Genomic DNA, 12701 nt, shown 5'->3' with positions numbered 1-12701 from the left:
AGGTGCTTACCCCCACAGCGCCGGATCGGCCGGGTGCATGACGGAGCCTTCGAAACGGATCGGCGCGTCGCGGTCGCTGGCGAGCAGAAGCGGGCCGTCGAGATCGACGAAGGGGGCGCCGTCGGCCACCAGCATGGCCGGCGCCATGGCGAGCGAGGTGCCGAGCATGCAGCCGGTCATGATCTGAAAGCCGGCCGCCATTGCTTCCTTCTTCAACAGGAGCGCTTCCGTCAGACCGCCGGTCTTGTCGATCTTGATGTTGATGGCGTCATACTTGCCCTTGAGGCTCTCGAGCGAGGGGCGCGCATGGCAGCTTTCATCGGCGCAGACCGGCAGCGGACGGTCGATCTCGGCAAGGGCCGCGTCATCGCCGGCCGGCAGCGGCTGTTCCACCAGCGCCACGCCGAGCCGCACCAGTTCGGGCGCAAGCTTCTGATAGGCCTCCACCGTCCAGCCTTCATTGGCATCGACAATGATCGTTGCGTCAGGCGCGCCGGCGCGCACGGCCTCGATGCGGCCGCGATCGTCATCCGTACCGAGCTTGACCTTGAGCAGAGGGCGATGGGCATTCGCGGCCGCCTGCGCCTGCATCGTCTCCGGCGTTCCGAGCGAGATCGTGTAGGCGGTGACGAGCGGCTCGGGCTTTGAAAGCCCTGCAAGCTGCCAGACCGGCTTGCCGGCGCGCTTGGCCTCCAGATCCCAGAAGGCGCAATCGAGCGCGTTGCGCGCCGCGCCCGGCTTCATCCGCTGCTGCAGCGCAATCCGGTCGAGCCCGCCGGCAATCTCGCCCTCAAGCGCCAGAATATCGGCGATCACGCCATCGACCGTTTCGCCATAACGGGCATAGGGCACGGATTCGCCGCGCCCGCTATGTTCGCCGTCCGAAAGAGTGACGGTAACGACGCGAATCTCCGTGCGCGAGCCGCGCGAGATGGTGAAGCTGCCGGCGACGGGGAACACATCCTCCCGCGCGGTGACGGTGATGCCGGTCATAGCGCGGCAAGCGCCTCTGCGAGCCGCTTCGCGCCGTGGCGGAAGGGATCGACCGTCGGCAGGCCCATGCGCGCTTCCGTTTCGCGGCAATAGGCGAGCGCTTCCTCATCCGACATGGCGGAGGTGTTGACGGAGATGCCGACGACCTTGCAATCCGGATTGACGATGCGGGCGACCTGCAGGGCGAGGTCCTGTAGCATCTCGAGGCTCGGCAGCTGGTAGTCGGGCAGGCCGCGCATATGCGGACGGTTGGGCTCGTGGCAGAGCACCAGCGCGTCCGGCTGGCCGCCATGGACGAGCGCCATGGTGACGCCGGAATAGGACGCGTGGAACAGGCTGCCCTGCCCCTCGATCAGATCCCAGTGGTCGGGCTCGTTATCGGGCGTCAGATATTCGACCGAGCCGGCCATGAAATCGGCGATCACCGCATCGAGCGGCACGCCCTCGCCGGTGATCAGGATGCCCGTCTGGCCGGTGGCGCGGAAGGTGGCCTTCAGGCCCTTTTCCCGCATCGCCTTTTCAACGCAGAGCGCGGTGTACATCTTGCCGACGGAGCAATCGGTGCCGACGGCGAGCATGCGCTTGCCGGCGCGCTTCTTGCCGTTTGCGATCGGATATTGCACGGCGGGAATGCGGACATCATGCAGGGTGCGGCCAAGTTCCTTGGCCTTTGCGGCAAGGTCGGGCTCGTTGCGCAGCAGGTTGTGCAGGCCGGAGGCAAGGTCGAGGCCGGCCTCGAGCGCCTCGATCAGCACGGACTTCCAGGCCGGCGAGATCACCCCGCCGCGATTGGCAACGCCGATGACCAGCGTCTTCACGCCCTTCTCCACCGCTTCTTCAATGGTGAGGTCCGGCAGCTTCATGTCGGCCTTGCACCCCTCGAGACGAAACTGGCCGATGGCATATTCCGGCCGCCAGTCCTTGATGCCCTGGGCAACCTTGGCGGCCAGCGCATCCGGAGCATCTCCGAGAAACAGAAGATAAGGTGTTTCGATCATGTTGCCGTGCCCTTCGAGACTGAATGAGGGGTTCCGCGCCCGGTCTGAGGCGCAGTCCGGCAACGATATAGCGGGAGAGGCGGGCCGGTCAAGAGCAGCCGCCGCATCATTGCGCCAGAAGCCTCTTCCGTCGCCTATAGTTGCGCGATGGAAAATCCATGCGAAATTTCTGACGATGAATCGTCATTTCTGCACAATAAAGCCCGGCATGACATGGGTCAGCCGGGCCTCGCTGTCTTTCCTGTCGCAGGGATCAGCCGCGACCGAAATCATCGACGATGCGGATGATGTCGTCCTCGCCGAGATAGGATCCGGTCTGCACCTCAATGAGTTCCAGCGTGATCTTGCCCGGGTTGGCGAGCCGGTGCACGGCGCCGAGCGGGATATAGACCGACTGGTTCTCCGTCAGCATCTTCACATCCTCGTCGACGGTCACCTCGGCCGTGCCCTTGACCACGATCCAGTGCTCGGCGCGGTGATGGTGCTTCTGCAGCGACAGTTTCTTGCCGGGCTTGACAAAGATGCGCTTGGCCTGGAAACGCTCGCCCTTGATGATGGAGGTATAGCCGCCCCACGGACGATAGGAGGTGGGGTGCTCCTCGGCGAGCGCCTTGGTCTCTTTCTGCGCCTTCAGCATCTTGACGATATTGCCGACATTCTGGCTGTCGGAAAGCCTGCCGACATAGACGGCGTCTTCCGAGGCGATCACGGCCATGCCATCGAGCCCCTGCATGGCGACATGCAGGTCGCGCGAGATCACCAGCGAGTTCTTCGTGTCGATGAGCGTCGCATCGGCGGCGATAACATTGCCGTCGGCGTCCTGCTCGCCGTCCTTCCAGACCGCGTCCCAAGAGCCGAGATCCGACCAGGAGAAGGAGGAGGCGACGACGGCCGCCGCATCGGTCTTTTCCATCACCGCATAGTCGATGGAGATATCCGGGCATTTTTCAAAGGCGTTCTTGTCGAGACGGATGAAGTCGAGCTCGAGGTCGCTTTCATCCTTCAGCACGGCCTGTTCGGCGTACTGCATGACCTCGGGCGCATAGGTTTCGAGCTCGCGCACCAGAACGGCGATCGGAAACATGAAGATGCCCGAATTCCAGGTGAAGTTCCCGGCAGCAAGCATCTCCTCGGCCTTCGCCAGTTCAGGCTTCTCCACGAAACGGGCGACGGAGCGCGCGCCCGACGGCAGTTCATCGCCGGCTTCGATATAGCCGTAACCGGTGGCAGGCTCCGTCGGCTCGATGCCGAAGGTCACGAGCTTGCCGGATTTGGCGGCGGCAAAGGCCGTATCGATGCAGGCGAAATAGTCGGGCCCGGCCTCGATCTCATGGTCGGAGGCAAAGACCTGCATGATCGCGTCCTCGCCGAAATTGGCGCGCACCAGGGCGGCGGCGGCGGCAACGGCGGGCGCGGTGTTGCGCGCGATCGGCTCCAGGATGATGCCCGTCAGATCCATGTCGATCTCGCGCGCCTGCTCGGCGGCGAGAAAGCGGAAATCCTCGTTCGTCAGGATGATCGGCGCCTCGTAGCGGTCGCTGTCGGATACGCGCTCGAGCGTCTTCTGGTAAAGCGTCTTGGGGCCGAGAAAACGGATAAACTGTTTCGGCGCGGTTGCACGCGACAGCGGCCAGAGCCGCGTGCCCTTGCCGCCGGCCATGATGACGGGAACGATCTTGCTGGTCATAGTCTTGTTACTCCAATGAATTCTTCAAATGACTTGCGAAAATGCGAACGGATCAGGCAGATTGGAACCCTTCGATCAGGGAGAGCCCCTGTTTCAGAAGATTGCGCGCCGCCTCGGCGGTCTCGGCCTCGACATAGCAGCGCATCTCCGGCGCGTTGCCGGAGGGGCGGAAATGGATGATGCGGCCATCCTCGAGCGTCACCCTCAGGCCATCAATGTCGCTCTTGTCCGCGACGCTGCCGATCGGGGCGAGAAAGGCGGCCAGGTTTTCCGCGCTTGCCCGCAGATGGGCCATCAGCGCGGCGCTGCGCTCCTGGGCGAAATCCTTGATGCGGTCGGCGTCTGCGACAGGCAGGCTGTAGGCGCTCGCCAGTTCCGACATCGCCCGCTTGTCCTTGGCCGCGAGATAAAGCGCCGACAGGATCGGCAGGAAGCAGTCGCGCGTCGGCAGCGCGGCGATCGTGTCATCGGCAGGGCGGAAGGGCGAAGCGGTCAAGAGCCCGCCATTGGCCTCGAACCCCATCACGCCCTCCTTGCCGGCAGACAGCGCCTCCATCATGCCGGCGATGACAAAGGGCGATCCGACGCGGGTGCGCACGACCTCGAAATCGCCGTTCTTTTCAATGCCGGAATTGGAAGTGACGGGCGTGACGACCACCTTTGCATCGAGGAAATTCGCCGTCATCAGGCCGACCAGGTCACCGCGCAGCGGCGTCCCGGTCTCGTCCGCCACCAGCGGGCGGTCGGCATCGCCATCGGCGGAAACCAATGCATCAAGGCCGTGCTCCTTCGCCCAGCCTTTCAGAAGATCGACGGTCTCCTGCGAAACCGCCTCGGTATCGACCGGAATGAAGCTCTCGGAGAAACCCAGCGGGACGACATCGGCACCATATTCTTCCAGAACGGCGATGAACAGGTCGCGCGCAACGGTGGAATGCTGGTAGACGCCGATCTTCATGCCGGAAAGCGCATCCTCCGGCAGGATCGAGGTGCAGCGCGCGGCAAACAGCGCCAGCGCCTCGCTCGCCATGTCCTCGCCTTCGGCGTCGCCGGCCTCCGCCGCTCCCTTCAGCTTCTCCGCCCAGGCTGAAATCGCCTGTTCATCCTCCTTGGTGATCTCGCCGTCGGCGCGGTAGAACTTGATGCCGTTGCGATCGGCGGGGATGTGCGACCCGGTGATCATGATCGAGGCGGCATTCTTCTTCTGACCGAAGAAAGCGAGCGCCGGCGTGGGCAGCGCGCCGCAATCGACCGGCTTGAAACCCGCAGCCGCGATCGCGCCCATGCAGCGCTCCGCGATCGCCGGGCTCGATTCGCGATAGTCCCGCCCGACCAGAACGGTTGCGCCCTTCTCCGCCTGTCCCGTTTCCAGGAGGTGACGGCAGAACGCCGCTGAATAAAGAGAGGATGGTTCGCCCAGTAGATCCACCGAGAGGCCGCGCAGCCCGCTGGTTCCGAATTTCACACTCATTGATACAATCAATCCCTTTTTTGGCGCAATCAACGGCCAGAATGAAGCGGCCGACACAGTTTAAAAAACCGGCACTCCCTTCGCTGCGTCGCTTTCGACAGGCGACTGGGGAGGACGGGTGCATTAATACAAAACAGTCGGCGCACGATACTATGACCCATTACCAACGCGCAACGCGCCGAACCGTTCCATTTTCAATAAAGTTTGGTTGTTTGCCGAAATGCCGGGTCCGTTCTTATCACAACATCCCCTCCTTGCCAGCGCCTTGCCAGCGGCGGTCGAAGACGTGCGGCGAAACCCTTCAAAAAAGTTTCAACAAGCGCTTGCCGAACACCGCATGCTGTTTTATAGAGCAGCCGCTGGTCACGGAGTGTAGCGCAGCCTGGTAGCGCACCTCGTTCGGGACGAGGGGGTCGCAAGTTCGAATCTTGCCACTCCGACCACCAATTTCCCGAGATTTCTTCCCCCACCTTTTGATCGCATGCCTGCAAAAGCTGCCGAGCCCCGGCAAGCGCGACCTTGTGCGCACGCACGGCTTCGCTCAGGGCTCGACCGCGTCAGGCGTGACGTCTTCGACAACGCGACCGTATTCGCGGATTGGCCTGAAGCTCCGGCGGTGGAGCGGACATGGCCCGGCTTCGGCAATCGCCGAAAGATGGCGGGCGGTTCCGTATCCCGCATGGGCGTCAAAGCCATAAGCCGGATAGAGCAGGCCGGCGGTCTCCATCATCCTGTCCCGCGTTACCTTGGCGACGATCGAGGCGGCGGCGATCGACAGCGATCGTCCGTCGCCCTTGATGACGGCCTCCGCGCCGCAGGCAATGCCCGGCGGACGATCGCGCCCGTCGGCGAGAACGAGCATCGGCGCGCGGGCGAGGCCGCAGACGGCGCGGCGCATCGCATCAAGGCTCGCGGCGAGAATGTTGATGCGGTCGATGAGGGCGGGACTGCTCGAGGCGACGGAGACGACGGCATCGGCCATGATGATTTCGAACAGATCCTCGCGCCGCTTCGCCGTCAGCTTCTTCGAATCGTCGAGGCCCTCGGGAATGCGGTCGGGATCGAGAATCACGGCGGCGGCCACCACCGGGCCCGCCAGGGGACCGCGTCCGGCCTCATCGCACCCTGCGACCGGCCAGAGCCCCCTTAGCCGCGCGCGCTGTTCGAGCACGAAATCGGGTCCGGCCGGCGGCAGATCGAAAAGGGCAGGAGAATCGGCTGGATCGCTGAATGACATGCCGTCATTTGACACGACCCGCCGATCTCCCGCAAGTCTCCTCCCGGGCGATCCTTTTGAGATGACCCGTGTGCGGCGGCGAAGGAGACTTCTTCGGCATCGGCCCAGGGAAGGCCGGCCGGAAAGTCCGGCAGCCAGCGCCAGGGCGGCATCGCCCGGGCCCGGCGCCGTCGTCAGAATAGGTTGAGCTGCGTGCCCGCGCCGTCGGGCGGCCGGAACAGGTCCTCCCTCAGCGCGAAGCCGCGCCGCTGAAGTCCGAGACGCTTTGCCGCAAGCTCGAAGCGACGGGCGATCTGCCAGGCATAGGGGCCGCTGCCCTTCATCCGCTTGCCGAACTCGGCATCATAGTCCTTGCCGCCGCGCATCGAGCGGATCAGGCTCATCACATGGCGGTAACGCTCGGGGTGATGCTCCAGCAGCCAGTCCTTGAACAAGGGCGCCACTTCGAGCGGCAGGCGCAGCAGGATATAGCTCGCCTCGCGCGCGCCGGCTGCCTGGCCGCTGTCGAGAATGCGCTCGATCTCATGATCCGTCAGCGCCGGAATGACAGGCGCCACGGAAATGCCGACGGGAACGCCATGCTCGGCGAGCGCGCGAATGGTCTCCAGCCGGCGCGGCGGCGTGGCTGCCCTTGGCTCCATCGCCCGGGCAAGCTTGCGGTCGAGCGTCGTCACCGAGACCATGACCTTGACGAGATGCTTCTCCGCCATCGCCGAAAGAAGGTCGAGATCGCGCAGCACGAGCGCCGATTTGGTGGTGATCGATACGGGATGGTTGGCCTCCGCCAGAACCTCCACCACCTGGCGCATGATCCGCCAGGTCTTCTCCACCGGCTGATAGGGATCGGTATTGGTGCCGATCGCGATCGTCTTCGCCCTGTAGCCGGGCTTTGCCAGTTCACGGGCAAGCTGGCGGGCCGCATCCGGCTTGGCAAACAGTTTCGTCTCGAAATCAAGCCCGGCGGAAAGCCCCATGAAGCCGTGGGTCGGCCTTGCGAAGCAATAGATGCAGCCATGCTCGCAGCCGCGATAGGGGTTGATCGACCGCTCGAAAGGCACGTCCGGCGAGGTGTTGCGGGTGATGATCGTTTTCGCCTTTTCCACCTGCACGTCCGTTGCAAGCGCCGGCAGGTCCTCATCGAGATCCCAGCCATCGTCGAAGCGCTCGCGCGAGACCTTCTCGAAACGACCGTCGGGATTGGCGGTCGCGCCCCTCCCGCGCCGCGTCTCGCGCATCACCGGTTCGAAATGGGGCTCCGGCACGGGGTTTGCTGCAAAATCGGTAATGAAGGCATCATCCATGATCGAACCTCATCGGCGGTTTGCGGCCCCCGCAAAAGGGACCGACGGCAACACATCATCGCAAACTTAATGCAATCGCAAGAACAAAACAAGAACATATATCGTTCCCCTTTGCAACAGGCCCTTACTTTTGCAATAAGTACCGTCATGCTGAGCGTCGTTATCGAAACCAACAATCACGAGGCGGAACTCGCCCATACGCTTTCGACGCTGGTTGTCGGCGCGGTCGAAGGGCTTGTCAGCGATGTCATCGTGCTTGATCGCGGCAGCGACGACGGAACCGAGCGCGTTGCCGAGGCGGCCGGCTGCCGCTATCTGCGCGCCTGGGACCTGCCGGAGGTGATACGCCAGGCCCGCGGCGACTGGATTCTCGTCCTGGAACCCGGCGCGCGTCCCCTGTCAGGCTGGGTCGAGGCGATTTTCGAACATATGGCGCTGGAGACGCGGCCGGCGCGCTTTTCCCGCTCGCGCAGGCATCGCCGGTCGCTCCGGCATGTCCTGTTCAAGCCGCGCTGCCCGCTTGAAGTGGGCGTTCTCCTGCCAAAGCCGCTCGCGGTGGAAAAGGCTGAAGCCTGCGGCGCGTCGCCCTTTGCGCTCGCCCGCCGGCAGATGACGCGCAAACTCTCCTGCGAGATCATTCCCGCCTGGGCCTCCGTCAGGGTCTGAATACGCGCGTTCAGCCGCGCTTCAGGTGTTCATCGAGACGCGGCATGATTTCCACGAAATTGCAGGGCGTGTGGCGGTAGTCGAACTGCTTTTCGAGGATGCCGTCCCAGGCATCGCGGCAGGCGCCCGGCGAGCCGGGCAGAACGAAAACGAAGGTCTGGTTGCAAAGCCCTGCGGTTGCCCGCGACTGCACCGTGGACGTGCCGATCTTCTCGAAGGATATCCGGTGGAAGAGGGCGGAGAAGCCGTCCATGCGCTTCTCGAACATCGGCTCGAGCGCGTCGGGCGTCACATCCCGTCCGGTAAAGCCCGTGCCGCCCGTCGTCAGCACCACATCCACCGCCTGGTTCCAGCACCAGTCCTTGACGATGGCCGTGATCGCCGCGCGGTCATCCCCGACGATGCGGCGGTCGGCGAGCGTGTGGCCGGCCCCGGCGATGCGCTCGGCAAGCGTGTCGCCCGAGCGGTCATCGTCGAGCGTACGCGTGTCCGAGACGGTCAACACGGCGAAGCGGACGGGAATGAAGGGGCGTTCAGTCATGATCGTCGTCTCCTTCGGCAAGGGTTGTCGTTGCCGCCACGAACCAGTCCGGACGGGCATGGGCAAGCCGGTCGGCAGCCGCCTTCGCGCTATCGACATCGGCAAACAGGCCGAAACAGGTCGCGCCCGAACCCGACATGCGGACAAGCGAGGCGCCCGCCGACGACAACGCATCGAGCACGCCATGAACGGCGGGTGCGATCCGGCTTGCCGGCAGTTGCAGATCGTTGCGGCTTTCCCGCACGAGGGCGGTCCACTCCGACGCATCCGCCGGGGCCTGCGCCTCGATGGATAGCGGCGGATTGTGGCGGTTCTCCAGCGCCGCAAAGACGGCGGGCGTCGCGAGCGGCAAGAGCGGGTTCGCGAGCACCAGATCAAGTCTGGGAAATCCGGTCGCCGGCACGATGATATCGCCGATCCCGCGCGCAACCAGCGGGCGCGAGGCGAGACACATGGGCACGTCGGCGCCGAGCGAAAGGGCGACGCGGGCCAGCGCCTCCGCGTCAAGACCAGGCTGCCAAAGCCGGCCAAGCCCGCGCAGCACCGCGGCGGCATCGGCCGAGCCGCCGCCGATGCCTGCGGCAGGCGGCAGGTTCTTTTCCAGGTGGATATGGACCGGCCCGGCGGCAGCGCCCGCGCCGACGGCCTCCTCGCGCAGTCGATTGCGCGCCTTCAGCACCAGATTGCCGGTCCGGATATCATCGTGATGCGGCAGGTCATCGCCAAAGCGGCCGGAGAGGGTGAAACGGTCGGTATCGGACGGCAGAAAGGTCAGCCGATCGCCGATATCCGCGAAGGTCACCAGCGAATCGAGCAGATGATAGCCATCGCCGCGCCGCCCGGTGACATGCAGCGCCAGATTGATCTTCGCGGCGGCGAATTCAAAAATCGCGCCGCCGTCAGGCGCGTCCTTCACTGCGCACTGTCCCCGTCGCCCCCGGGCGACTGTGCCAGCGGGCTGTCATCGTCCTGCGTCTCGGCGGGAAGGCCGTGGGCGATCTTCGCCTTGATCTCGGGAATGAGGTCCTCGTCCGGCTCGGCGGCCAGCGCCTTGTTCCACTGATAGATCGCCTCGAGCTTGCGGCCGACCTGCCAGTAGGCATCGCCCAGATGATCGTTAATGGTCGGATCGCCGGTATCGAGCGCGACGGCCCGCTCGAGCTCGCGCAGCGCATCCTCGTAGCGGCCGAGCCGGTAATAGGCCCAGCCGAGCGAATCGACGATGTAACCGTCATCGGGACGCTGGTCGACGGCCTGGTTGATCAGGTCGAGACCCTCCTCAAGGTTCATGCCCTGGTCGATCCAGGAATAGCCGAGGTAATTCAACACCTGCGGCTGGTCGGGATAGAGTTCAAGCGCGCGCAGGAAATTGGGCTCGGCCTTCTCCCATTCCTTCAGCCGCTCATAGGCAATGCCGCGACGGTAGAAAATGCTCCAGTCTTCCGGCGCCGCCACCGGGCCGATGCGGTCTGCCGCGCGGTCCAGAACCTCGGCCATTTCGACAAACCGGCTCTCGCTGGACAGGACGCCCGCGAGCGCCAGATAGCCGCGCCGATCATCGGGCGCGTCCTCGACCATGGCATAGAGCATGTCGATCGCCTCGTCCTTGCGGTCGAGTTCGGCAAGGGCGATCCCCTGCTGCAGCTCGGCAAGGCGATACTGCGTCGCATCTTCCGGAATGCGGGAAAAATAGGAGAGCGCGCGTTCCGGCCGGTCATTCGCCGCTTCCACGACGCCGCTCAGGTAGAGCACGTCCGGCGAGCCAGGATTGAGCGCCTCGGCAAGTGCGAGATAGAGCGAGACGATATCGTCGGCGGTGCCCTGGTTGAGCGCGGCGGCAATCTCGAACAGCACGCCGGCCGCTCCGGCCCTTGCCGTTTCCGGCAGGCCCATGACCGGCGCGCCTGCCTCGATCCGCTCGCGGATCGGTTCCAGCACGGCGGCATTGAGGCCGTAGGTCTCCGCGACGGAAACCGTGTCCAGCGCCTTGCGCGTATTGCCGGCCTGCTGCTCGATCGCGGCCAGGCCGATGACTGTCGCCAACATGGTATCCGGCGCGGTCACCCCGCCCTCGCGGTCGGCAAGCGCGGCGTTGAGATGGGTCCGGGCCTTCGCGGTATCGCCGGAAAGGGCAGCAATCGCGCCGGCATTGTAGTTGACGAAGAGATCGTACCAGGGCGGACCGGAAAGCGCCTCCAGCCCGGCCAGCGCGGCATCGGGCTCGCCCTTGCCCGTCAGCGCCCAGGCCTTCAGCAGCTCCGAGACGAGCTCATCGAGCGCGCTGCCGCCGAAATCATCCAGCATGGTTATGGCGTCGTCGTAGCGCTCCTCGGAAAGGGCGGCGAGCGCCAGCGAAAGCTCGCGCAGGGGCACGAGCTGCGGCTCGTCCGTGGTCTTTGCCGCCTGGGCCTCGGCGCCTTTCAGGTCTCCGTTGAAGATCAGCGCGATGAACAGCTGATTGTTGGTTCCGGCATCGTCCGGCCGGTACTGCAGCGCGCGGCGGAAATAGGCAACCGCCCGGTCGAGATCGTTGTCGAAGGCGGCGGTCTGACCGGCGAGCAGCGCGCCGGCGAAGCTTTCCGCGCTCACTGCCTCCATGGCGGCATCCAGGGCCGCCTCGCTGGCGCCGTCGGTCTCTGCAGAAGCCGAAAGGGGCAACGCCAGCATGGCGGCAAAGGCTGCCGTCGTCAGAAGCCGTTTCATCGGGATCGTTTTTGTCATCCGGAACCTTTCATCGGCGATACGGTGCGAAAGGCGGGCGCGCCCGCCACCGGCGTCAACTGATGCGGGCGATGCAGTAATCGATCACTTCTTCAAGCGCATGCCGGCCGGCCGACATGGGCAGCGGCGCCAGCGCCGCGCGCGCGGTCTCGCCATAGGCAAGCGCGCGGGAAATCGAATCGGAAAGCGCGTTGTGCCGGGCAATCAGCCGGCGCGCCTTCTCAAGCGCGGCATCGTCGTTTTCGCCATCCTCGATGGCGGCGCGCCAGAAGGCCTTCTCCTCGGCATCGCCGCGCTGATGCGCGAGGATCACCGGCATGGTCACCTTGCCCTCGCGGAAATCATCGCCGACATTCTTGCCGAGATCGGCGCTGGAGCCGCCATAATCAAGCACGTCATCGACAAGCTGGAAGGCAAGGCCGAGCGCCATGCCATAGTCGCGCAACGCCATGCGTTCGGCGTCAGACGCTCCGGCGATGATCGGGCCAACTTCGGCGGCGGCGGCGAAAAGCTCGGCCGTCTTGCCGCGGATGACGGCGATGTAGTCGTCCTCGGTCGTCTCCATCTTCTTGGCGACGGAGAGCTGCAGCACCTCGCCCTCGGCAATCACGGCGGCGGCATTGGAGAGCACCTTAAGCGCCTCCATCGAACCGGTCTCCACCATCATGCGGAAGGCCTGGCCGAGCAGGAAATCGCCGACGAGCACGCTCGCCTGGTTGCCCCAGATCATCCGCGCCGACGACTTGCCGCGCCGCATGTCGCTCTCGTCAACGACATCGTCATGCAGAAGGGTCGCGGTATGCATGAACTCGACGCTGGTGGCGAGATAGACGTGATGGTCGCCGCGATAGCCGAACATTGCGGCCGTCGCCAGCGTCAGCATCGGACGCAGGCGCTTGCCGCCCGAGGAAATCAGGTGATTGGCAACTTCCGGTATCATCTCGACATCGGAGCCGGCCTTTGACAGGATAAGCCTGTTGACGCGCTCCATATCTGCGGCGGTCAGGTCCACGATGGGCTTGACCGAGCCTGATGGTTTGTTCTCTTTTGCCAGCGGTGTAACGGCGCCCAAAGCAGCACGCTCCT

11 protein-coding genes and 1 tRNA gene are annotated in these 12701 nt (G+C 64.7%); 2 read left to right on the top strand and 10 right to left on the bottom strand.

The window, feature by feature from the left end; all coding sequences use genetic code 11:
• Nucleotides 1-6: 6 nt before the first annotated feature.
• The 4 genes from dgcA to JET14_RS01920 form a co-directional block, all read right to left on the bottom strand.
• A complete protein-coding gene (dgcA, locus tag JET14_RS01935) occupies nucleotides 7-993 on the bottom strand; it encodes an N-acetyl-D-Glu racemase DgcA (protein WP_200336563.1) in 987 nt (328 codons plus the stop codon).
• On the bottom strand, nucleotides 990-1991 hold the full coding sequence (dgcN, locus tag JET14_RS01930) for an N-acetyltransferase DgcN (protein WP_200336562.1): 1002 nt from the start codon (nucleotides 1989-1991) through the stop codon (nucleotides 990-992). Before dgcN ends, dgcA begins: the two co-directional genes overlap by 4 nt.
• 253 nt (nucleotides 1992-2244) lie before the next feature.
• On the bottom strand, nucleotides 2245-3678 hold the full coding sequence (locus JET14_RS01925) for a mannose-1-phosphate guanylyltransferase/mannose-6-phosphate isomerase (protein ID WP_200336561.1): 1434 nt from the start codon (nucleotides 3676-3678) through the stop codon (nucleotides 2245-2247).
• Between the two features lie 52 nt (nucleotides 3679-3730).
• Nucleotides 3731-5149 (bottom strand): phosphomannomutase, encoded by a 1419-nt coding sequence (locus JET14_RS01920; RefSeq protein WP_200336560.1) that lies wholly within the window; start codon nucleotides 5147-5149, stop codon nucleotides 3731-3733.
• Between the two features lie 366 nt (nucleotides 5150-5515).
• On the opposite strand from JET14_RS01920, the gene JET14_RS01915 reads away from it, so the two are divergent.
• Nucleotides 5516-5592 (top strand) — tRNA-Pro (locus tag JET14_RS01915).
• A gap of 98 nt (nucleotides 5593-5690) precedes the next feature.
• On the opposite strand, the gene JET14_RS01910 is transcribed toward JET14_RS01915, so the two are convergent.
• Both JET14_RS01910 and JET14_RS01905 read right to left on the bottom strand, forming a co-directional pair.
• Entirely contained in the window at nucleotides 5691-6386 is a 696-nt protein-coding gene (locus tag JET14_RS01910) for a ribonuclease HII (protein WP_200336559.1), read from the bottom strand.
• 173 nt (nucleotides 6387-6559) lie between these two features.
• Nucleotides 6560-7621 carry a PA0069 family radical SAM protein gene (locus tag JET14_RS01905; protein WP_246750595.1) on the bottom strand — a complete coding sequence of 354 codons (1062 nt, stop codon included), beginning with the start codon at nucleotides 7619-7621 and terminating at the stop codon, nucleotides 6560-6562.
• 213 nt (nucleotides 7622-7834) lie between these two features.
• On the opposite strand from JET14_RS01905, the gene JET14_RS01900 reads away from it, so the two are divergent.
• A complete protein-coding gene (locus JET14_RS01900) occupies nucleotides 7835-8353 on the top strand; it encodes a glycosyltransferase (RefSeq protein WP_200336557.1) in 519 nt (172 codons plus the stop codon).
• Between the two features lie 10 nt (nucleotides 8354-8363).
• Here JET14_RS01900 and moaB read toward each other — a convergent pair whose 3' ends face one another.
• Genes moaB through JET14_RS01880 form a run of 4 tightly spaced genes read right to left on the bottom strand, consistent with a single transcriptional unit; the run spans nucleotide 8364 to nucleotide 12687 of the window.
• Nucleotides 8364-8894 carry a molybdenum cofactor biosynthesis protein B gene (gene moaB, locus JET14_RS01895; protein WP_200336556.1) on the bottom strand — a complete coding sequence of 177 codons (531 nt, stop codon included), beginning with the start codon at nucleotides 8892-8894 and terminating at the stop codon, nucleotides 8364-8366.
• Nucleotides 8887-9810, bottom strand: coding sequence for a 4-(cytidine 5'-diphospho)-2-C-methyl-D-erythritol kinase (locus JET14_RS01890; protein WP_200336555.1), 924 nt, complete (start codon nucleotides 9808-9810; stop codon nucleotides 8887-8889). Before JET14_RS01890 ends, moaB begins: the two co-directional genes overlap by 8 nt.
• On the bottom strand, nucleotides 9807-11615 hold the full coding sequence (locus tag JET14_RS01885; protein WP_200336554.1) for a tetratricopeptide repeat protein: 1809 nt from the start codon (nucleotides 11613-11615) through the stop codon (nucleotides 9807-9809). Before JET14_RS01885 ends, JET14_RS01890 begins: the two co-directional genes overlap by 4 nt.
• Before the next feature lie 55 nt (nucleotides 11616-11670).
• Nucleotides 11671-12687 (bottom strand): polyprenyl synthetase family protein, encoded by a 1017-nt coding sequence (locus JET14_RS01880; RefSeq protein WP_246750465.1) that lies wholly within the window; start codon nucleotides 12685-12687, stop codon nucleotides 11671-11673.
• Nucleotides 12688-12701 lie beyond the last annotated feature (14 nt).

Source organism: Martelella lutilitoris (assembly GCF_016598595.1).
GTDB lineage: Bacteria > Pseudomonadota > Alphaproteobacteria > Rhizobiales > Rhizobiaceae > Martelella > Martelella lutilitoris_A.
The sequence above is the reverse complement of the archived record's forward strand: the minus strand, read 5'-3'. Positions and strand labels throughout refer to the sequence as shown.